13 protein-coding genes are annotated in these 21,709 nt (G+C 65.6%); 8 read left to right on the top strand and 5 right to left on the bottom strand.

Annotation, left to right across the window (positions count from 1 at the left end; translation table 11 throughout):
• Nucleotides 1-38: 38 nt before the first annotated feature.
• The 7 genes from dgcN (at nt 39) to E5675_RS04540 (ending at nt 10,508) form a co-directional block, all read left to right on the top strand.
• A complete protein-coding gene (dgcN, locus tag E5675_RS04570) occupies nt 39-1,076 on the top strand; it encodes an N-acetyltransferase DgcN (RefSeq protein ID WP_136173544.1) in 1,038 nt (345 codons plus the stop codon).
• Nucleotides 1,034-2,023 (top strand): N-acetyl-D-Glu racemase DgcA, encoded by a 990-nt coding sequence (gene dgcA, locus E5675_RS04565; RefSeq protein WP_136173543.1) that lies wholly within the window; start codon nt 1,034-1,036, stop codon nt 2,021-2,023. Before dgcN ends, dgcA begins: the two co-directional genes overlap by 43 nt.
• A gap of 37 nt (nt 2,024-2,060) precedes the next feature.
• Nucleotides 2,061-3,692 (top strand): amidohydrolase family protein, encoded by a 1,632-nt coding sequence (locus E5675_RS04560; protein WP_136173542.1) that lies wholly within the window; start codon nt 2,061-2,063, stop codon nt 3,690-3,692.
• 82 nt (nt 3,693-3,774) lie between these two features.
• On the top strand, nt 3,775-6,597 hold the full coding sequence (locus E5675_RS04555) for a TonB-dependent receptor (protein ID WP_136173541.1): 2,823 nt from the start codon (nt 3,775-3,777) through the stop codon (nt 6,595-6,597).
• 14 nt (nt 6,598-6,611) lie between these two features.
• Nucleotides 6,612-8,186 (top strand): amidohydrolase family protein, encoded by a 1,575-nt coding sequence (locus E5675_RS04550; RefSeq protein WP_136173540.1) that lies wholly within the window; start codon nt 6,612-6,614, stop codon nt 8,184-8,186.
• Between the two features lie 79 nt (nt 8,187-8,265).
• On the top strand, nt 8,266-9,150 hold the full coding sequence (locus E5675_RS04545) for a LysR family transcriptional regulator (protein ID WP_136176335.1): 885 nt from the start codon (nt 8,266-8,268) through the stop codon (nt 9,148-9,150).
• 113 nt (nt 9,151-9,263) lie between these two features.
• Nucleotides 9,264-10,508, top strand: a complete 1,245-nt coding sequence (locus E5675_RS04540; RefSeq protein WP_136173539.1) for a dicarboxylate/amino acid:cation symporter — start codon at nt 9,264-9,266, stop codon at nt 10,506-10,508.
• A gap of 2 nt (nt 10,509-10,510) precedes the next feature.
• Here E5675_RS04540 and E5675_RS04535 read toward each other — a convergent pair whose 3' ends face one another.
• The 5 genes from E5675_RS04535 to E5675_RS04515 form a co-directional block, all read right to left on the bottom strand.
• Nucleotides 10,511-12,559 carry a glycoside hydrolase family 97 protein gene (locus tag E5675_RS04535; protein WP_136173538.1) on the bottom strand — a complete coding sequence of 683 codons (2,049 nt, stop codon included), beginning with the start codon at nt 12,557-12,559 and terminating at the stop codon, nt 10,511-10,513.
• A complete protein-coding gene (locus E5675_RS04530) occupies nt 12,549-14,165 on the bottom strand; it encodes an alpha-amylase family glycosyl hydrolase (RefSeq protein WP_136173537.1) in 1,617 nt (538 codons plus the stop codon). Before E5675_RS04530 ends, E5675_RS04535 begins: the two co-directional genes overlap by 11 nt.
• Nucleotides 14,166-14,213: 48 nt before the next feature.
• Nucleotides 14,214-16,016 (bottom strand): alpha-amylase family glycosyl hydrolase, encoded by a 1,803-nt coding sequence (locus E5675_RS04525; RefSeq protein WP_136173536.1) that lies wholly within the window; start codon nt 16,014-16,016, stop codon nt 14,214-14,216.
• Nucleotides 16,013-17,521, bottom strand: a complete 1,509-nt coding sequence (locus tag E5675_RS04520) for a tryptophan halogenase family protein (RefSeq protein WP_348769822.1) — start codon at nt 17,519-17,521, stop codon at nt 16,013-16,015. Before E5675_RS04520 ends, E5675_RS04525 begins: the two co-directional genes overlap by 4 nt.
• Nucleotides 17,522-17,582: 61 nt before the next feature.
• Nucleotides 17,583-20,342, bottom strand: a complete 2,760-nt coding sequence (locus E5675_RS04515) for a TonB-dependent receptor (protein ID WP_168707789.1) — start codon at nt 20,340-20,342, stop codon at nt 17,583-17,585.
• A 317-nt stretch (nt 20,343-20,659) separates the two neighbouring features.
• Between E5675_RS04515 and E5675_RS04510 the strand changes: the two genes are divergently transcribed.
• Nucleotides 20,660-21,694 (top strand): LacI family DNA-binding transcriptional regulator, encoded by a 1,035-nt coding sequence (locus tag E5675_RS04510; RefSeq protein ID WP_136173533.1) that lies wholly within the window; start codon nt 20,660-20,662, stop codon nt 21,692-21,694.
• Nucleotides 21,695-21,709: the final 15 nt, after the last annotated feature.

Here is a 21,709-nt window from a genome sequence, read left to right as displayed (position 1 = left end):
CGAGCATGATGCCCCCGTCCCCACCTGAGAGGCCTTTCATGATCGCCAGCCCCTACCTCCTCTATCTTGGCCATGTGAACGACGAAGTCGGCATCAAGACGTCGCGCGGCCTTGCGGTTTTCCGGCCCGACGATTGCGTCGGCGAATTTCGCCACGACGATTGCGAGCTGACGCTCGGCCTGCCCCGCATGGACTTTGCCGAGGCGGTTGCTGCGGGCGCGCGAACGCTCGTGCTCGGCATCGCCAATGCCGGAGGCAAGCTCGGCGACGATCTGGTTCGCGACGCCGTCGCGGCGATCGAGGCCGGGCTCGACGTCGCTTCCGGCCTCCACAACCGGTTGCGCGACGAGCCCGCGCTCGTCGAGGCTGCCGCACGCCACGGCCGCGCGCTCCACGACGTCCGCGATCCGCGCCCCGACATTCCGATCGGTAACGGCAAGCGGCGCGCGGGCAAACGGCTGCTCGCGGTCGGCACCGATTGTTCGGTCGGCAAGATGTATGCGACCCTCTGCCTCGAACGCGCGATGCGCGCGCGCGGCATGGCGGCCGATTTCCGCGCGACCGGCCAGACCGGCATCCTGATCGCGGGCAGCGGCGTGCCGCTCGACGCGGTGATCGCCGATTTCATCTCGGGCGCGATCGAACAATTGTCGCCGCCGCGCGACGATGACGGCTGGGACCTGATCGAAGGTCAGGGATCGCTCTTCCACCCCTCTTTCGCCGGCGTTTCGACCGGCCTTCTCCACGGCGCGCAACCCGATGCGCTGGTGCTGTGCCACGACCCGGTGCGTCCGCACATGCGCGGGCTGCCGCATTATCCGATGCCGGGTCTTCGCGAGACGCTCGACGCGAACCTGCAGGTCGCGCGGCTTACCAATCCCGACGTTCGCGCCGTGGGCGTCGCGCTCAACACCTCCAAGCTCTCGCCCGCCGAGGCCGAACGGCTTTGCGCCGAAACCGCCGACGCGCTCGGCCTGCCCTGCACCGACCCCTTTTCCATGGGCGTCGACCCCATCATCGACTGGATCGCCAAATGCTTCGAACCCTCGCCGCGCAAAGCGACGCTTTCCCTCTAGCCCGGCCGTTCCGCATCTCGCGCGGCGTCAAGACCGTCGCGGATGTGGTGACGGTCGAAATCGGCTGCGACGGCGTCACCGGACGCGGCGAAGGCGTGCCCTATCCGCGCTATGACGAATCGATCGCGGGCGCGCTGGCGACGATCGAAGAAGCGCGCCGCGCAATCGAGGCGGGCGCGACGCGCGAAGAGCTGGCCGAAGTCATGCCCGCGGGCGCGGCGCGCAACGCGGTCGACTGCGCGCTGTGGGACCTCGAAAGCAAGGCATCGGGGCAGAGCGTCACCGACCGGCTCGGCCGCCCGCCGCTCGGCGCCACCCCGACCGCGATCACCGTCAGCCTCGACACCCCCGCCGCGATGGGCGCCGCCGCCCGCACACTCGCCCGCGTGCCGCTGATCAAGATCAAAGTCGACAGCAGCGATCCCGAAACGCAGATCCGCACCGTCCGCAACGCCGCGCCCGCCCCGCGCGTCATCGTCGATCCCAATGAAAGCTGGACCTTCGCCGAGGTCGAGCGGCTCCAGCCCCTGCTCGCCGAATTGCGGATCGACCTTCTCGAACAGCCGCTCCCGGCGGGCGAGGACGATGCGCTTGCGGGCTTCGTCCCGCTCGTCCCGATCGCCGCCGATGAATCGGCCCATGTCGCGGGCGACGTCGGCGCGCTCGCGGAAAAATATCAGGTCATCAACATCAAGCTCGACAAGACCGGCGGGCTGACCGGCGCGCTCGCGCTCGCCGATGCCGCTGCCGCCGCCGGGCTCGGCGTGATGACCGGCAGCATGATTTCCTCGTCCCTGTCGATCGCGCCCGCGCTGATAATCGCGGCGCGATCGGCCTTCGTCGATCTCGACGGTCCTTTGTGGCTGGCGAACGATCGGCCGGGCGGCGTCGGACACGGCACAGGTGTCTTGACGCCGCCCGCACGAGGCTTTTGGGGAACGGCATAAAGTCCTTAGCCATGTAAGAAAAAAAGGGGTGTCGCACATGATCCGCTCTCTCAGGACAACTACCGGGATCGTCGCTACTCTTGCGGCGGGCGTCTTCGCCGCGCAGCAAGGCGCCGCGCAGTCCGGCGATGCCGCCGACCTGATCCTGCGCGGCGGCACCATCTATAGCGGCGAGGCCGAACCCTTTCGCGGCGATGTCGCGATCCGCGGCGACCGCATCACCTATGTCGGCCCCAAGGCGCCGGGAACGGCGGCGCGAACGATCGACGCGACCGGGCTGATCGTTGCGCCGGGCTTCATCGATCCGCATACGCATGTGGGCGAGGCGCTTGCCTCCTCCGATCCTGCCGCGCGGCTCGTGCTCCCGTTTCTGACGCAGGGCGTCACCACCGCCTTCATCGGCGTCGACGGCGGCGGCGATCCCGACATCGCCCGCACCTTCGGCACCGCAAAGGCCGGTGCGGGGGGAGAAGGCGAAGCGGGCCTCGGTCAGTCGACGCGCGACTTCGGGATCAATTTCGCTGCCTATGTCGGCCTTGGCGCCGTGCGCGCGAAGGTCATCGGTGCCGCCGACCGCGCGCCCACGGCGGCCGAACTCGCGCAGATGACCGGCTTGGTCGACAAGGCGATGTGCGACGGCGCGCTCGGCCTTTCGACCGGCCTCTTCTATGCCCCGCAAAGTTTCGCCAAGCGCGACGAGGTCGTCGCGCTGGCCAAGGCGGCAGCGGCGAAGGGCGGCGTCTACGACAGCCATTTGCGCGACGAATCGAGCTATACGATCGGCCTCGCTGCCGCCGTCGATGAAGCCCTGTCGATCGGGCGGGACGCGCGCATTCCGGTGCATATCGCGCATATCAAGGCGCTCGGCGTCGATGTCCATGGCCAGGCGCCCGCGATCATCGCGCAGATCGAGAAGGCGCAAAAGGCAGGCCAGATCGTCCACGCCGACCAATATCCTTGGTCGGCTTCGGGCACCGGCCTGTCGGCCGCGCTCCTTCCGCGCTGGGCGCAGGACGGCGGGCGCGCCGCGATGCTGAAACGGTTCGACGATGCCGCGACGATGGCGCGGATGCGGCCCGAGATCGCCGAGAATCTTCGCCGTCGCGGCGGACCCGCGTCGCTGCTCATCACCTCGGGCCCTGCCGGTGCAGAGGGCAAGACGCTCGCTGATGTCGCCAAGGAACAGGGCGTCGATCCGGTCGATGCCGCGATTGCCGTGCTTCGTCAGCGCGAGGCGGGGGTCGCGTCCTTCAACCAGAGCGAGGCCGACATCGCCGCCTTCATGACCCGTCCCTGGGTCGTCACCAGTTCGGACGCTTCGCGCGGCCATCCGCGCTATTACGCCTCCTACGCGCGCAAATATGCGACCTATGTGAAGGACAAGCGCGTGCTCGATCTCAAGCGCTTCATCGCGCAGAGCACAACGATTACGGCGCGCCTGTTCGGGCTGGAGGGACGCGGCGAGCTCAAGGCGGGCGCCTTCGCCGACGTCATCGCCTTCGATCCCGCGACCTTCGCTCCGCGCGCCGATTATGCGCATCCCGCGCTCTTCTCCACCGGGATGCGCTTCGTCCTCGTCAACGGCGTGCTCGCGCTCGAAAATGGCGAGCCGACAGGCGCCGCGGGCGGCAAGCCGTTGCCGCGCACGCCAACGGGTCAATGCAAATAATCCAGGGAAACGCGCCGGCCTCGCCGGCGGAATGGAGGCGTCCTTCACGCACAATAAACAAACAAAACAAGGGGTAAGACACATGACCAGATCAACGCCGATCGTATCGACCGCGGCGCTCGCCACCGCGCTGCTTTGGAACGCGCCCGCGCTGGCGCAGGACACGCCGCCGGTGCCCGCCGCCGAGACTTATGCGGATGCCGAGATCACCGTGACCGGCAGCCGCATCCAGCGCGACGGCTTCCGCGCCCCCACCCCGCTCACCGTGCTCAATTCGGAGGATATCGAAAGTTCGGCGCCGGCGAATATCGCCGACTATGTCAACGACATCCCCTCGCTCGTCGGCAGCGTCACGCCCGCGAGCTCGAACCTCAACATCAGCGCGGGCACCGCCGGGGTCAACGCGCTCAACCTGCGCGCGCTCGGCACCGCGCGCACGCTCGTACTGCTCGACGGCCAGCGTTCGGTTGGATCGACGATGACCGGGCTGGTCGACGTGAACACCTTTCCGCAAGGCCTGATCAAGAGCGTCGAGATTGTCACGGGCGGCGCGTCGGCCGCCTATGGGTCCGACGCCGTGTCAGGGGTCGTCAACTTCATCCTCGACAAGGATTATACCGGGATCAAGGGATCGGCCGAATATGGCATCACCACCTATGGCGACGCCCCCAATTATCGCGCGACGCTGACCGCGGGGACCGCCTTTGCCGGCGGGCGCGGCCACTTGCTGCTCAACGGCGAGATCGCGATCAAGGACGGGCTGCACAGCGTGCCGCGCGACTGGAACCAGCGAGGGTCGTACATGATCACCAACCCCGCCTATGCCGCGGGCAACGGCGAACCCGAACGGCTCGTCGTGTCAGGCGCGGGGCTCAGCCTTGCGACGCCCGGCGGGATCATCACCGACACCGCGCTGCGCGGCACCGTTTTCGGCCCCGGCGGCGCGGTCGGCCAGTTCGACTATGGCACCGTGCGCGACCCGTGGATGGTCGGCGGCGACTGGGAATCGACGCAGGTGAACAGCTTCCAGTCGCTGGACCCGGCCGAAAACCGCAAGAGCCTGTTCGGGCGCCTCAGCTTCGAAGTGTCCGACGGGCTCAATCTCTTCGTCCAGGCTTCCTACGCCAAGTCGAAGAATCTCGGCAACCTCGGCATCCAGCTGAATCAGGGGAATGTCACGATCCAGTCGGACAATGCGTTCCTGCCGCAGTCGGTGCGCGACGAGCTGGCGCTTCGGGGCATCGACAAGTTCAGGCTCGGTACGACCAACGCCAATCTGCCGGTCCGCAAGAATGACACGCGACGCGAATTGCAGCGCTATGTCGTTGGCGCCAACGGCGAATTCGACCTTTTCGGGTCGAGCGCGCGCTGGGACGTCTATTATCAGAAGGGGATCAGCCGCACGCGCGAAATGGCGCGCGACATCAGCAACAACGCGCGCCTCGCGCTCGCGCAGGACGCGGTGTTCGCCCCCGCGGGCAATGCGCTCGGCGTGCCCGCAGGCACGATCGTCTGCCGCTCGTCGCTCACCAGCCCCGACAATGGCTGCGTGCCGTTCAACCGCATCGGCATCGGCACCGCGAGCCAGGAGGGGCTCGATTATGTGATCGGCAACCCGTTCCGCCGCCAGAAATTCCAGCAGGACGTATTCGCCGCCAACCTGTCGTTCGACGCCTTCGAGCTGCCCGCGGGGCCGGTGTCGGTCGCGATCGGCGGCGAGCACCGGCGCGAGAAAGTGTCGGGCGAAGTGGCCGAAGAATTCCAGATGGGCTGGTTCGTCGGCAATTTCCTGCCCAGCTTCGGCTCCTACAATGTCAGCGAGGCCTATCTCGAACTCGCGGTTCCGGTGTTCGAGGGGCTCGACCTCAACGGCGCGGTGCGCGGCACCGACTATTCGACCTCGGGCTATGTCACGACATGGAAGGCGGGGCTGACCTGGGAGCCCATCCCCGACATCCGCTTCCGCGCGACGCGATCGCGCGACATTCGCGCGCCCAATCTGGGCGAATTGTTCACCGCAGGATCGACGCGCATCAACGTCCTGATCGATCCGACGCAGAATAATGCCTCGGTGCAGTTCGCGGGAACGACGCGCGGCAACCCGCTGCTCGACCCCGAAAAGGCTGACCAATGGGGCGTCGGCGTCGTGCTGCAACCGCGTTTCATCCCCGGCCTCGCGCTATCGGCCGACTATTATGATATCAAGATCAACGGCGCGATCGGTACCGTCGCGGCACAAACAATCGTCGACCGCTGCGCCGAAGGCGTGCAGGCCTTTTGCACGGCCGTCGTGCGCGGCCCCAATGCTTTCGGCAATAACCTCCAAGTCTTTGAAAGCCCGTTCAACTTCGCGGTTCAGCGTGCGAAGGGGATCGACTTCGAAGGCTCCTACCGGATGCCGGTCGGCAGCGGCGACCTGACGCTGCGCGCGATGGCGACGCGCTACATCAAAAATTATTTCGACAATGGCATTGATGCGCCGACCGACACGGTGGGACAAAATGCGCCCGGCGGGACGCCCAAATGGCTTTACCGCATCCAGGCCAATTGGGCGACCGACGACTTCAACTTCAACCTGACAGGGCGCGGCATTTCGAGCGGCGTCTATGACACCAGCTTCGTCGAATGCACCTCGGGCTGCCCCGCATCGACGGTCACCAACCGCACGATCAACGACAATCATATCGCGGGCGCCTTCTATCTCGACACCTCGCTGACTTTCGACGTCGCGATGGCGGGCAAGGAGCTCGAACTTTATCTCGCGGTGAACAACCTCCTGAACAAGGATCCGGCGACCGTAGCACCGGGGCCGGCGGGCAGCGCCTATGCGACGCCGGCGACGAACCAGACGCTCTACGACCTGCTCGGGCGCACCTATCGCGTCGGCATTCGTTTCAAGCTGTGACGAAAGGACGGTCGATGAAACGCCTGACGCTTTCGCTCGCGGTCCTCCTCGCCACCACTGCGCCCGCGCTCGCCCAGCATTATGACGTGCTGATCCGCGGCGGCACGCTCTATGACGGCACGGGCGCGCCCGCGCGCACCGCCGATGTCGCAATTACTGGAGACCGCATCGCGGCGGTGGGGGCGATCCCGGACGGCGCCACCGCGACGACGCTAGTCAACGCCGCGGGCCGGATCGTCGCGCCGGGCTTTATCGACCCCCATTCGCACGCGGCGCCGAATATCCAGACGAAGGAACTCGCCGCCGCGCTGCCGATGCTGCATCAGGGGATCACGACGCTGGCGATCAACCCCGACGGCGGCGGGCCAGCCGAGCTCGGCCCGCAGATCGCCGACCTCAAGACCAATATCCCCGGGGTCAACGTCATCCCGCTGATCGGCCACAATGCGGTGCGGCGCGCAGTGATGGGCGATGTCGCGCGCCTCGCCAACGCCGACGAACAGGCGAAGATGGAGGGGCTGGTCACCGCGGCGATGGCGGCGGGCGCCTATGGCCTGTCCGATGGCCCCTTCTATATTCCGGGCAAATATTCGAACACCGCCGAAATCGTCGGCCTCGCGAAGGCGGCGGCGCACTTTCCCGGCGCCTTCTACATCAGCCACATCCGCGACGAGGGCAATTACGACATCGGCGTCGTCGCCGCGGTCGACGAGGTGATCACCGTCGCGCGCGCGGCGAAAATTCCGGGTGTCGTCACCCACATCAAGGTGCTGGGGCCGCAGGTCTGGGGCAAGTCGGCCGACGTCATCGCCCGCATCGATCAGGCGCGCGCCGAGGGGCTCGAAATCTGGGCCGACCAATATCCTTACTCGGCGTCGGGATCGAGCCTGATGGCCTCGCTCGTCCCGGGCTGGGCGCAGGAAGGCGGCGCGGCGGCGCTCGCCAAGCGGCTTCAGGATCCGGCGATGCGCGCGAAGATCCGGGCGGAGATGGTGCCGAACCTCGAACGCCGCGCGGGGCCGCACGCGCTGATGATCCGCAGCTTCGCGCCCGATCCGTCGCTCGAGGGCAAGAGGCTGGACGAGGTCGGCCGGATCAAGGGCATGGACCCGCTCGACGCCGCGATCGAGATGCTGATCGCGGGCGGCGCGCCGACCGTCTCGTTCAACATGAGCGACGCCGATGTCGAGGCCTTCATGCGCCAGCCGTGGACGATGACCTCGACCGACGGCGGCCTGCCGCATTTCGGCAAGACGTCCGAACATCCGCGCGCCTATGGCGCCTTCCCGCGCAAGCTGCGCAATTATGTGCTCGACAAGCCGGTGATCCCGATGGCGCAGGCGATCCATGCCGCGACCGGCCTGCCCGCGAAGGTCCTCGGCATTCCCGACCGCGGCCTGCTGCGCGAAGGCGCCTTTGCCGACGTGATCGTCTTCGATCCCGCCACGATACACGACCGTGCGACCTATGAACGGCCGCACGCCTATTCGGTCGGCGTGGTTTATGTCTTCGTCAACGGAAAGGCGGCGCTGGCCAAAGGAAAGCCCACCGCCGATCGCCACGGCCGCGTGCTGCTGCGGCCGCGCTGACGCCGGAACCCCGCCGTGCTGCGTTGCAAAATCTCTTGCCGCAGGGCGGGGCGCGGTTAGGGTCTGAACCATGCCGGGGATGAATCTGCGCCATATCGAGATATTCCACGCGGTCTATACTAACGGGTCGGTCAGCGCCGCCGCGCGTGCGCTCAACATTTCGCAGCCGTCGGTGTCGAAGACGCTGCGCCACGCCGAATCTATCCTCGGCTTTCCGCTGTTCGAACGCTCGGCCGGGCGCCTCGTCGCGACCGACGATGCGCACGCGCTGTTCGCCGAGGTCAGCGAAATCCAGGATCGCGTCCACGCGCTGCGCGAAGGCGCGCGCAACCTGCGACGCGGCGCGGGCATGAAGCTGCGCATCTCGGCGCTTCCGTCGCTGGCGCTCGGCGTCCTCCCCGAAGCCGTCGCGCGCTTCCTCATCAGCCATCCGCACGTCAATTTCGACCTGCAGACGGTCCACCACGACGATCTGGTCCGCAAGCTCCAGGAACGCGAAACCGACGTCGCGATCGCGGTCGAAGTGCCGCAGAACGCGCCCATCGGAAGCCGCTGGCTGGGCGAAGGCGAACTGGTGGTTCTCTACCGCGAAGCCGACATTCCCGACGCCCCGCCGCGTCTCGCGCTCGGCGACCTGCGCGAACATCGCTTCATCAGCGTCGCGGCCAGCGGACCGATCGGCGAGATATTCGTCGAAGAACAGCGCCGGCTCGGGCTCGAATTCGACCATGCGATGTCGGCGCGCACCTTCTATATCGCGACCGCGCTTGTTCGCGCGGGCGTCGGACTGACGGTCGTCGACAGCTTCACCGCGCAGGCGGCGCTGGCCCCCGGCCTCGCGATCCGCCCGCTGACGCCCCCGCTGACCTTCGATCTTTATGCGATGTATTATCACAATCGCCCCCCCACCGCGCTCACGACCGATTTCCTGAAAGTCGTGGCGGAAATCATCGACGGGATATAGCGACAGGTTATGGATAGGCGCACATTCGCTATGCGGTCCGGGCCGCGAGCCCGACTAGGCTTGCCGGCCATGTCATGTCTTCCATCCCTTCCCGCCCGACAGTCGGCCGGACGATGATGCGCCGCTGGTTCGCCATTCCCCTCTGGAAACGCGTGCTCGGCGGACTGGTGCTCGGACTGCTGCTCGCGCTCGTCTGGCCCGAGGCGGCCCCCAAAGTCGCGGTATTCGGCGACCTGTTCGTGCGCGCGATCCGGATGCTCGTCGCGCCGATCGTCCTCGTCACCATCGCCGCCGGGATCACCTCGCTCGCCGATCCCAAGCGCCTCGGGCCGCTCGGCGGGCGGACCGTCGGGCTGTTCGCGCTAACGACGGCGATAGCGGTGTCGGTCGGCATGGCGGTCGCGCTGCTCGTCGAACCCGGTGTTGCGGCACCGGTCGGCACGGCGGCGCCCAAGGCGCTCGGCGACCCGGTGCCGCTCTATGACCAGCTTGTCGGCATCATCCCGCTCAACATTGTCGAGGCGCTGGCGAAGGGCGACATGCTGGCGCTGATCTTCGTCGCGATCCTCGTCGGTGTCGGCACCGTGCTTGCGGGCGAGGCCGGAAAACCCTTCGCTCGACTGCTGCAGTCGCTGTCGGCGGTGCTGCTGAAGATCGTCGGGCTGGTGATGGAAGCGACCCCGATCGGCGTGTTCGCGCTGATCGCCAATGCCGTCGCCGCCAACGGCGCCGCGGTCTTCGTCAACATCGGCTGGCTGGCGCTCGCCGTCGTACTCGGCTCGGCGATCCAGATCGTCCTCGTCCACAGCCTTATCCTGCGACTGCTGGCGCGCCTGCCCGTCTTCACCTTCTTTCGCGGCATCATCGACGCGCTCGTCGTCGCCTTTTCGACCGCCTCGTCATCGGCGACCTTGCCCGTCGCGATGACCGTGGCGGGCAGGAACCTGGGCATATCTTCCAGCGTCTATTCGACCGTGCTGCCGCTGGGCGCGAGCATCGGCAAGGACGGCACCGCCATGTATGTCGGCCTGCTCAGCATATTCAGCCTGCAGGCTTTCGGCGTGCCGATCGATGCCGGAACTCTAGCGATCATATTGCTCACCGGCGCGCTCGCGGCCTTCGGCACCGCCCCCGTTCCGTCGGCGTCGCTCTTCATGCTCGCCGCGGTGCTTTCGGCGGTCGGCGTTCCGCCCGAACAGACCGCGCTGATCGTCGGCTTCGTGCTTCCCTTCGACCGGTTGCTCGACATGACGCGCACGGTGCCGAGCGCCAGCGCCAACCTGACCGTCGCGACCACCGTGGCACGCTGGGAGGGTGAGCTCGATCAGGCTGTCTATCGCGCGCCGCCGCGGCGCTAGAGCTATTTCCCCGGCGCGACGCGCATCGCCGCGCCGCCGCCCGGGGCGAGCCATAATTTATAGGTGTCGCCTTTCTTCACCTTGATCGTCTCATAAGCGATCCGGTGCCGTGCTTCGTTGAGATAGGTGGCGCCTTCGCCATCCTTCCAGATCGTCGCGGTATAGGTCTTGCCCGGGTCGAGGAAATCGAAGGTCAGCGTCAGCGTGCGTTCGGTCGCGTCGTTGACCCCGCCGACATACCAGTCGGCGCTTTTGCGGTCCTTGCGCGCGAAGATCGCATAGTCGCCGACCTCGCCCGCGATCAGCTTGCTTTCCGCCCAGTCGGCCGGAACCGCCTTGATGAATTCGAGCTCGCGCGGATGCGCCTCGAGATTTTCGATGAAGTCGGCGGCCATCTGGATCGGCGAATAAATGGCGAGATATAGGCCGAGCTGCTTGGCGAGCGTCGATGCGAAGGGCGCCTTATTGGAGCCTTCGAGGCTCAGCACCCCCGGCGTATAGTCCATCGGTCCCGAGAGCATGCGCGTGTAGACGAGCGTCGGTTCATGGTCGGGGCCGCTGCCGAAATCGCTCCAGGCATTATATTCCATGCCGCGCGCGCCTTCACGCGCAACCCAGTTCGGATAAGTGCGGCGAAGCCCGGTGTCCTTGATCGGTTCGTGCGGATTGACCGCGACCTTGTACTTCGCCGCGGTCTGGACGACCTTCAGATGATGTTGCACCTGGCGCTGGCCGTCGTGCCATTCCATGCGCGTCGTCCCCGGCGTGTCGCCCGGCGCGATGATGCCGCCGGCGTCGGCGACATAGCCGGTCTTCACCGCCTTGACGCCAAGCTGGCCATATAGCTTCATCGCATCGTCGAGCTGCGCCTCGTAAACCGCTATATTGCCGCCGGTTTCATGATGGCCGATCAGCGTCACGCCCTTCTTTCGCGCGTAATCGGTAACTGCCTTCAGGTCGAAATCGGGATAGGCTTCGGTGAAGCTGAACTCGTCGCCATGGCCGAACCAGTTACCGTTCCAGCCCTTGTTCCAGCCCTCGACGAGCACGCCGCCAAAGCCGTGCTTTGCCGCGAAATCGATATATTGCTTGGTCCGCTCGGTGGTCGCACCATGCTGCGGCCCTTCGGCCCAGCTCCACGGTCCGCGGATCATGCCCCACCAGATGCCGATATATTTCATCGGCTTAACCCAGCTGACATCGCCCAGCTTGTTCGGCTCGTTGAGGTTGAGTTCGAGATCGCTTTCGACGAGGCCCGCCGCATCGTCGGCGATGCGGATCGTGCGCCATGGGGTCGCGAACGGCAGGTCGCGGATGACGCGCGCGCCCTGCGACGACGGCGAGAGGGTGGCACGGAATTTCCGCCCCTCGACGCGCTTGAACCACATGCCCGCATAATCGACGAGCGCGGCTTCGTGGAACGACAGGTGCGTGCCGTTGTCGAAGCGCATCGTGATCGGCGTATGCGCGGTCGCGACCGCGTCGATCGGCGTCTTCTGGTAGATCTGCTCGTAACGGTTCCACTCGCCGCCGGCGATCCACCATGCCGTGCCCTCGGGCACGATGTCGAATTCGGTGATTTCGTCGGCGATCTTCGCGGTCTGGAGTCCCGCCTGTTCGGGCAGTTCGTAGCGGAAGCCGATGCCGTCGTCGAACAGGCGGAACCGCACGTTCATCGCATGGCCGCCCCAGCTTTCATTCTGGCGGAAGCGGACGAGCAGTTCGTTGTGGCGATCGCGGACGAAGCGGCGTTCGCCCCACGGCTGTTCCCAGCGCTCATCGCCGCTCGCGCGTTCAACGCTCTCGATCGTGAAACCGCGCTGGAGCGCGACGCCGTCGGTCAGCAGGAAGCCGAGCTTCGACGGCGCGATCAGCAGCTTGCCCTTGCGCGTCAGCGACCAGGTCGGCCGCTGGTCGTTGTCGGTCGACACGGTCAGCACGATGTTGCCGTCGGGCGACGCGGCGATCTGCTCCGGCCGCGCGTCCTGCGCGACGGCGGGAACGGCCGTGGCGGCGAGCAGCGGGAGGGCGACGAACAGGCTACGCATCATTTTTTCCTTCGAGTTTCAGCCAGAGGGCGCCGCACGGCGGCAAGTGCGCCGGATCGGCGCCGTTCAGTGCGACGATCGGCTCGGCGCCGGCGCCGAGGCCCGCGATGTCGATCGTCCCGCCGCCGAGATTGAAGAGGCAACGCATGGATTCGTCGCCCGCCACGCGATCGAAACCGAGGAGGTCGCCCTCGGCGGTCCAGTTCGCGTTGGCGCCGAGCCCTAGCGCCGGGTGCGCCGCGCGCAGCGCGACCAGATGGCGGGTGAGGTTGAGCAGCGAAGCGGGGTCGTCCTGCTGCCGGTCGACCGCGAGATCGCGGTGCGCGGCGCCGAGCGGAAGCCACGGATCGACGCTCGAAAAGCCCGCATGGCTCTCGCCCGCCACCCAGGGCAACGGCGTCCGCGCGCCGTCGCGCGACAGGGTAAGCGGCCAGTTTTTGAGCGCCTCGGGGTCCTTGACGAGTTCGAACGGGATCTCGACCTGATCGAGTCCGAGTTCCTCGCCATTATAGATAATGATATTGCCGCGCAGCGCGCACAGCAGCGCCATCTTCATTCGCGCAAAGGCGGCGGGATCGACCCCGTTGGGGGTCCAGCGCGACAGCGCGCGCGGCGCGTCGTGATTTTCAAACGCCCAGCTCGGCCAGCCGATCCCCGGCGCGTCGGGCCAGCTCTCGGCCGCCTCGCGCACGAGCTGAGGCGTCAGCTGCCCCGCATAAAGGAAGTCGAAGCCATAGGCGCTGTTCAGCCGCTGGTCGCCCGCGGTGAACAGCTTCATCTCGCGCGCTGCATCGTCGCCGCCGACCTCGGCGACGGTGAAGCGACCCGGGTATTGGTCGGTCAGCGCGCGGATCCGTTCGAGGAACAGCGGGATGTCGGGGTGCGACTGATTATAGATTTTCTGCTGGAAATCGAACGGCCGCGTGCGCGGCTTGTTCGACGGCGGCGCAGGCGGATTGTCGCGAAATTCGGGGTCGTGCATCGAAAAGTTGATCGCATCGATGCGGAAGCCGTCGACGCCGCGGTCAAGCCAGAAGCGCACGATATCGAGCAGCGCGTCCTGCACCGCAGGGTTGTGGACGTTGAGCTGCGGCTGCGATCCCAGGAAATTATGCATATAATATTGGCCGCGGCGTGCATCCCACGTCCAGGCGGGACCGCCGAACACCGACTGCCAGTTGGTCGGCGGCGAGCCGTCGGGTTTCGCGTCGGCCCAGACATACCAGTCGGCCTTCTCGCCATGCTTGCTCGCGCGGCTTTCCGCAAACCAGGCGTGGCGGTCGGAGGTGTGCGCGAAGACGAGGTCGGTGGTGACCTTCAGCCCCAGCGCATGCGCGCGCGCCACCAGCGCGTCGAAATCGGCGAGCGTGCCGAAGATCGGGTCGACGCCCTGATAATCGGCGATGTCGTAACCGAAATCGTCCATCGGCGAGGGGTAGAAGGGCGACAGCCAGATCGCATCGACACCCAATGAGGCGATATAGTCGAGTCGCGCGGTGATGCCGGCAAGGTCGCCGATGCCGTCGCCGTTCGAATCGGCGAAGCTGCGCGGATAGACCTGATAGATCGCCGCGCCCTTCCACCATGGCGTGGTTGCCGCGGCGGTCATGGTCCGGTCCTGAACGAGGGGGCTGTTCGTCGTCACACGCACTTTCGCTTATTCGCTGGCCTGGCAGATGATCATGCCGAAGGCGGGGAGAGAAAGATGGAGGCTTCCCGGCGCGGCCGGCGCGGCCGGCGCGGCCGGGCAATCGCCGTGGAGCGCGGTAAAGCCCGCGCTTTTCGTATCGATGGCAATATTCGATGCGAGCGGCGCCGCCGATGTGTTGAAGGCAAGCAGCACCTCGCGCCCGGTATCGGGATCGAAGCGCGATACCGCGAGCAGGCCGGGCTTGTCGGAGAAGGCACGGACCTTTGTCGCGCCGCGCATCAGCGCGGGGGTCTTGCGCCGGATAGCGGCCAGCGCGGCGATATGGCGATAAAGCGGATGCGCGGTGTCGAAATTCGCCGCCGCCGTCGTCGCATCGCTGCCGATCAACTCATTGTCGTTATAGGCTTCGACTTGCGACGCGAACATATCCTCGCGCGCGAGTTGGTCCTTGTCGTCGGAGACGAACCCCTGCTCGTCGCCATAATAGATGGTCGGCACGCCGCGCAGCGTCAGCAGCATCGCATGGCCGAGCATCACGCGCTGGAGCAGTTCGGCCTTGCTCGCCTGAGGGTTCGCCGCCTTCACGAACATCGAAAAGCGGCCCATGTCGTGGTTGCCGAGGAAAGTCGGAAGCTGCTGCGCCGCCCCTGCCCCGCCCTTGTAGAGCGCGTCGCCGTCGAGCAGACGCGCGAACTCGCCGGTGCCCTTGGTACCGCTCACCGCGTCGATCGCGGCGCGTGCAAAGCCGAAGTCGAGCACCGCGGGGAGACCCGCCGCGTGCGTGTACCAGGCGAGCGCGCCGGGATCGACGGCGTCGACATAGACTTCGCCGAAGATGTGGAAATTGGGGATGCCGCGCGCCTTCGCGCGTGCCTGCATCGCAGGGACGAAGGACTGCCAGAATTCGGGGTTCACATGCTTGGCGGTGTCGATGCGGAAGCCGTCGATACCGAATTCGTCGATCCACCGGCCATAGATGTCGATGAAGCCCTGGACGACGCGCGGATGCTCGGTCGCGAGATCGTCAAGCCCGGAGAAGTCGCCGTACAGCGCGGACTCGCCGACCCAATCGCTGTTGCCGCGATTGTGATAATAGATCGGGTCGTTGAGCCAGGCGGGAACCTTCACCCGCTCCTCGCCCTTCGGCACGACAGGCGTATAGGCGAACGCCGGATCGGTCAGCTTTGCCCAGTTTTCAGCATCGGCCACATGATCGCCCGCGAAACCCGGATTGATCGGCGCGCCCTTCACCCCGCCGCGCCGTGAGTAAGGATAGTCGGCGAGATTGCGGTAACGGAAGCCGCCGGCCGCATCTTGCTTATAGGCGATCACGTCGGCGGTGTGGTTGGCAATGATGTCCATATAGACTTTCATCCCCCGCGCGTGCGCCGCGTCGACGAAGGCCTTGAACTCGGCATTGGTGCCGAAATGCGGGTCGACCTGCGTGAAGTCGGTCACCCAATAACCGTGATAGCCTGCGCTCTCTTTGCCCTTCGGCCCCTGCACCGGCTTGTTCTTGAAGATCGGCGCAAACCAGATCGCGGTCGCGCCCAGACCTTCGATATAGTCGAGCCGCTTCGTCAGGCCAGCGAGGTCGCCGCCGTGGAAGAAGCCCTTCGCGGTCGGATCATAGCCGGTCTGGAGCCGGTCGCCCTTCAGCCCGCCCTTGTCGTTCTTGGCATCGCCATTCTCGAAACGGTCGGGAAGCACGAAATAGATGATCTCGTCCTCGGGAGGGCGCTGGCGGAAATCCGCAGCCGGCGCGGCGCCCGACAGGCTCATCGCGAGTATCGATGCGAGCAAACTCATGCGGGCACTCCTGCCGCGCAATGCTGCGCGATAAACTCTTCGTGGGTCGGAAGATGCGACGCCGCGCGCGCAACGATCGTTTCGATGTCGGCGAAAAAGCCCGCCAGTTCGTCGCGGGTGAGCTGGTCGGCCATCGGGTGATAGCCATCGGGCATGATATTCTGCCCCGTCAGCACCTGAAACCAGCCGATTTCGATGAACAATTCGTCGCCCTCGCGGACGATCTGGCCCTGGCTTTTGAACAGCGCGATCTTCTGCGCCAGCGTATCGGGGATGCCCATCTCGCGGCAGCGGATCCAGAAAGGCGCGTCGGTGCGCTGGTTGGCATGATAGTGGAGGATGACGAAGTCGCGGACGCGCTCGTAGTCGAAGCGGACGCGTCGGTTATAGGCACCGATATTGGCGGCATCGAAATCGCGGTCGGGAAAATGCGCGAGCAGCTTGGCGATGCCGTTCTGGATCAGGTGGATGCTCGTCGATTCAAGCGGCTCGAGAAAACCCGAAGCGAGGCCGAGCGCGACGACATTGGCGTTCCACGCACGTTTACGCATGCCAGTCTTAAAGCGAAGCGTTCGCGGGTCGGCGAGCGGGCGGCCCTCGATATTGGCGAGCAGGATCGCGGTGGCCTCATCCTCGCTGATGAAGTCGCTGCAGAAAACGTGGCCGTTGCCTGTCCGGTGCTGGAGCGGGATGCGCCATTGCCAGCCGGCCTTGTGCGCAATTGCCTGCGTATAGGGCCGCGCGGGGCCGGCATTTTCGCTCGGCACCGCGATCGCGCGGTCGCAGGGAAGCCACTGCGTCCAATCCTCGAACCCGGTTTCGAGCGCATCCTCGATCAGCAGCGCGCGAAAGCCCGAACAGTCGATGAAGAGTTCGCCTTCGATTTCGGTACCATTTTCCAGAACGACGGCTTCGACATGGCCGCTTTCGCCGCCCCGCCGGACGCCGGCGATCTTGCCTTCGGTCCGTTCGACCCCGGCGGCCTCGGAAACCTTGCGCAGATAGGCCGCATAGAGCGCGGCGTCGAAATGAAAGGCGTAGGCGATGCCGTCGAGGCTGGTGTTCGGGATTTGCGGCAACCGTGCAAAGCGGTTCTGCCGCCCGGTGGTTTCGTTCAGCGAATAATCGCCGAGCCGCCCCGCGACGCCCTCGTTCCGGCCGCGAAGCCAATATTGCTGGAACGGCAGCATGCCGAGGCTGCGGCCGATCTGGCCGAAGGCGTGCATGTAGACGTCGCCGATCCGGCCCCAATCGTGAAACTGGATGCCGAGTTTGAACGTCCCGCCGGTCTCGCGAATAAACTCATTCTCGTCGATGCCGATCAGCGCGTTGAACAGGCGGATCGCGGGGATCGTCGCCTCGCCGACCCCGACGGTGCCGATCTCGTCGCTTTCGACCAGCCGGATCGACAGATGGTCCATCGTCCGCGACAGCGCCGCGGCGGCCATCCAGCCCGCGGTTCCGCCGCCGACGATGACGACCTTCGTGATGCGGCGCTCGCCCACCCTGTTCCTTCCCTCTCCTCCGGGAAGCGGGCCGGACGTATCGCCCGGCCCGCGCATCCCGTCAGAACTTGTAAGTGATACCCGCCATGAAGTTGCGACCATAATTCTGATAGTCGCGGATCTGGCGCGGGTCGTTGTTATAATAGGTCACGAACGGCTCGTTGGTCAGGTTCGACGCCTGAAACAGGACGCCCAGCCCTTCGAGCGCGCCGCTCTGGAAGGTGTAGCCGACCTGCGCGTCGACGACGAATTCGCTCTTCGCCATGAACATGTCGCGCGCGAGGCTGATCGTCGAAACTTCGGCAAGGAACTTCGAGCGATAGCGACCCGATGCCCGCACCTGGAAGCCGTCCTTTTCGAAATAGGCGGTTCCGTTGATGACCCATTTCGACAGGCCCGGCATCGAAATCGGATCCTCCCCACCTTCGCGCACGCGGCTCTTGGTATAGGATGCGCTGCCGAGCACGCCGAAACCGTCGAGCGACTGGGTGAAGTTGGCGAAGGGCAGCGAGAAGGAGGCTTCGGCGCCGTAGATGCGCCCGGCGTTGCCGTTCAGCCACTGCTTGCTGAGGCCCGCCCGCGTACCAACCGTGCCGCCGTCGGGCACCTCGAAGTCGGTGAAATCGAACGGGTTGACCTGCCGATAGATGTAATTTTCGAGATATTTGTAGAAGCCGCCGATCGAGACATAGCCGCCCTGCCCGAAATATTTTTCGAGGCCCACGTCGACCGTATCGGCCATCAGCGGACGCAGCCGCGCGTTGCCGAGGTCGAGCGACCAGGGCGAGGCGTTGACGTCGGTGTTGTTGCGCTTCGACGTGTCGAAATTGACGCCGCCGCCGGGCTTCAACTGATCCATGCGCGCGCGCGCCAGCACGCGCGCGGCACCGAAGCGCAGGAAGGTGTTGTCCGCGAATTCGACCGACAGGTTCAGGCTGGGCAGGATGTCGGTATATTTGGTACCGTCGGTGACGGGCGTCGACTGCGTGACGCCGCCGACCACCTGCGCATAGAAGCTCGATCCCGTCTGGTCCGAGTGGACGATCTGGACGCCGACATTGCCACGGATCGGCGTGCTGCCCGCATCGGCGTCGAAATTCGCCTGTACAAAGCCGGTCAGCACCTTTTCACGGATCGTATAGTCGTTGAACACGCGCGCCGGATCGAAGCCCGCGCCGTCGGTCAGCGTGTAATTGCCATCATTATAGTAACGCCAGCTGTCGAACGCGACCATGCCCGGGATGCCGATGAAATCGAGCGACACGGGATCATAGAGATAGTCGGCCGGCACCGCGGTGTTCGCCGGGTAATTTTCGCTGGTCAGCACGAAACCGCGGTCGTCGAGGCTCTTCTCGCGGTCCGAATAATTGGCGCCGACGCGGATGCTGCTGAGCACGCCGTCCAGTTCCTGCGTCGCCTGCACGCGCAGCGATTTCAGTTCGTCCTTGATGCTCGGCGTGTTGACGAAACCGTCCTGGCAGTTGGGCACCGCCCCGCCGCAGCTGTTCCAGCCCTGCGGGTCGGTGATCACGAACAGATTGGGGTCCGAATAGTCGAGCGACGGGTCGAACATGATCCCGCCCTTGCGGCGCATCTCGAAGCCCAGCGCGGTTTCGCGTGCACCGACGCCTGCGCCGCGACCCGTGCCGAGATAGATTTCCAGATTTTCCTCGGTCTTCTTGACCCGCGAATAGCCAAGGTCGAGTTCGAGCGTCAGTCTCTCGTTCGGCTTGAACTGCGTGTTCCAGCCGCCGGCGATGATCGTCGAGTTGCGGTGAACGACGTCGTTGCGCATCACCGCCTCGGTGCCCGTCCAGACACCCTTGGTCACCAGCCCATCCTCGATGGTGAAGCCCGGCTGGAGCGTCGAATTGCCCCAGAAAAGCGGGAATTCGATGCCGCGCAGGCGCTGCTCGTCCTTGAACTTCGACCAATAGCCGTCGATCGTCGTGTGGAACTTGTCGCTCGGCTGCCATTCGACGACCGCCATCACGCCGTCGCGCTTCAATGCGTTCGATTTCACATAGGGCTTGGCACCGCCGATGATGAAACCGGTGTTGGTGCCGTCGGTCGCCTCGGGATAGCCCCATGCGTTGAAACGCTCTTCGGCGGTCGGCGACTGCATGCGCGCATAGCCGATCGCCCAGCCGAGCGTGCCGTCGGCATTCTGGTCGATGTACGAGATATTGGCGCGATAGCCCTTGTTCGAAATGTCGGGGTTGAGCTTGCCAAGATCGTTGATCTCGAACCGCGCCCCGGCCGCGATCGCGCGCTTGCCATAGGCGAGCGGGCGTACCGTCCGCATGTCGATCGTACCGCCGATCGCCTGCCCGATCAGCGATGCGTCGGGGGTCTTGTAGACGATCGCGCCGTTCAGCAGTTCGGACGGATATTGATCGAGCTCGACGCCGCGGTTGTTGTTCGCCGAAACCTGTTCGCGGCCGTTGAGAAGCGTCGTGGTGAAATCGGGGGCGAGGCCGCGGATCGACACGACATTGGCGCGGCCGTCGAGGCGCTGCGTCGCGAGGCCCGGCAGGCGCGAGAGCGATTCGGCGATCGACAGGTCGGGCAGCTTGCCGATATCTTCGGCCGAGACGACCTCGACGATCGACGTGTTCGCCTTTTTCGCCTGTACCGAATTGTTGATCGCGCCGCGAATGCCGCTGACGACGATCTCGCCGTCGACCGGCGCCTCGTCGACGGGCGCGGTGCCGGCATCCTGCGCCATCGCGGCGGGCACGAAGACGGTCAAGGCAAGGCCGAGCGCGATGGCGCTGGCACCCCGACGAAAATTGGGGCGAAGATTGGTCGGCATGGTCATAGTGGCTCCCCTGGCACGGACGGGCGGTCTCGACCACGCATCGGAAGGGGACGCGGTGCGTCCGTCAGGCTCCTCTCCGATACATGGGCTTTCCCATCTTGAGCCTCGCAATTGAAACCAATCGCGCCGAGCCGCCATAGGGTATACGTATACGCATAATATGCAGCCCGGCCGACTGTCGCGGAAATGCAACGCTTAGGACCCCGAAAATCGCAGGACGCCGCGCCACGCATATTCTTGGCAGCGACCGGACCAATCGCTACTCTCCGACGGCTGCGAAGGCCATCGACAAGAGCCGCAGCGTCAGGGAGAGAGAGATGGGGCGCCCGCCGTCCGCCAAGCCGACGAGCTTCGATATCGCCTATCTGGCCGGCGTGTCCCAGCCAACCGTGTCGCGCGCGCTGCGCGGCAGCAAGTCGGTGAGCGCCGCAACGCGCGCGAACATCGAACGCATCGCGCGCGAACTCAACTACACCGTCGACAAAAATGCGTCGAGCCTGCGATCGCAGCGCACCCACACGCTCGCATTGCTCTTTTTCGAAGACCCGACCCCAGACCAGTCGATGATCAACCCCTTTTTTCTGTCGATGCTCGGGTCGATCACGCGCCAGTGCGCGCTGCGCGGCTATGACCTGCTCATCAGCTTCCAGCAGATGCACAACGACTGGCATGTCGCCTATCAGGACAGCCACCGCTCCGACGGCATCATCCTGCTCGGATACGGCGATTATCAACTCTATCGTTCAAAGCTCGAGCATCTGGTCGAAATGGACACGAAATTCGTGCGCTGGGGATCGGTGTCGGACGACAGCATCGGGCTCACGGTCGGGTCGGACAATGTCGGTGCGGGGATGCAGGCGGGACGGCACCTGATCGAAATCGGGCGACGCACCATCGCTTTCCTCGGCGACGCGTCGGACCATGCGCCCGAATTTCAGGATCGCTATGCCGGCCTGTGCCGGGCGATGGAGAGCGCAGGCCTGTCGCCCGACCCGGCGCTCCAGCGCGACGCCGTGTCGTCGGAGGACTCGGGTCACGCCGCCGCGCGCGCGCTGCTCGCAAGCGGACGCGCGTTCGACGCGATTTTCGCCGCCAGCGACCTGATCGCGATCGGCGCGATGCGCGCGCTGATCGAGGCGGGGCTCCGCCTGCCCCAAGATGTCGCGATCATTGGCTTCGACGACATCCCGGCGGCGAACCTCACCTCGCCGACGCTGACCACGGTGATGCAGGATATGAAGAGCGCGGGCGAACTGCTCGTCGACGCGCTGCTCCGCCGCCTCGACAACCTGCCTGTCGAACGCAGCATCCTGCCGACGCGGTTGATCAAGCGGCAGAGCACGGCGGTCTAGCTGGCCCGGCGAACG

This window comes from Sphingopyxis sp. PAMC25046, assembly GCF_004795895.1.
Lineage (GTDB): Bacteria > Pseudomonadota > Alphaproteobacteria > Sphingomonadales > Sphingomonadaceae > Sphingopyxis.
This window is presented reverse-complemented; position numbering and strand designations above follow the sequence as displayed.

Coding starts and splice junctions, on each gene's coding strand:
- E5675_RS04550 (WP_136173540.1), top strand. CDS start 6,612: ATGAAACGCCTGACGCTTTCGCTCGCGGTCCTCCTCGCCACCACTGCG.
- E5675_RS04510 (WP_136173533.1), top strand. CDS start 20,660: ATGGGGCGCCCGCCGTCCGCCAAGCCGACGAGCTTCGATATCGCCTAT.
- E5675_RS04515 (WP_168707789.1), bottom strand. CDS start 20,342: ATGACCATGCCGACCAATCTTCGCCCCAATTTTCGTCGGGGTGCCAGC.
- E5675_RS04540 (WP_136173539.1), top strand. CDS start 9,264: ATGATGCGCCGCTGGTTCGCCATTCCCCTCTGGAAACGCGTGCTCGGC.
- E5675_RS04530 (WP_136173537.1), bottom strand. CDS start 14,165: ATGACCGCCGCGGCAACCACGCCATGGTGGAAGGGCGCGGCGATCTAT.
- E5675_RS04555 (WP_136173541.1), top strand. CDS start 3,775: ATGACCAGATCAACGCCGATCGTATCGACCGCGGCGCTCGCCACCGCG.
- dgcA (WP_136173543.1), top strand. CDS start 1,034: ATGCTTCGAACCCTCGCCGCGCAAAGCGACGCTTTCCCTCTAGCCCGG.
- dgcN (WP_136173544.1), top strand. CDS start 39: ATGATCGCCAGCCCCTACCTCCTCTATCTTGGCCATGTGAACGACGAA.
- E5675_RS04535 (WP_136173538.1), bottom strand. CDS start 12,559: ATGATGCGTAGCCTGTTCGTCGCCCTCCCGCTGCTCGCCGCCACGGCC.
- E5675_RS04560 (WP_136173542.1), top strand. CDS start 2,061: ATGATCCGCTCTCTCAGGACAACTACCGGGATCGTCGCTACTCTTGCG.
- E5675_RS04545 (WP_136176335.1), top strand. CDS start 8,266: ATGAATCTGCGCCATATCGAGATATTCCACGCGGTCTATACTAACGGG.
- E5675_RS04525 (WP_136173536.1), bottom strand. CDS start 16,016: ATGAGTTTGCTCGCATCGATACTCGCGATGAGCCTGTCGGGCGCCGCG.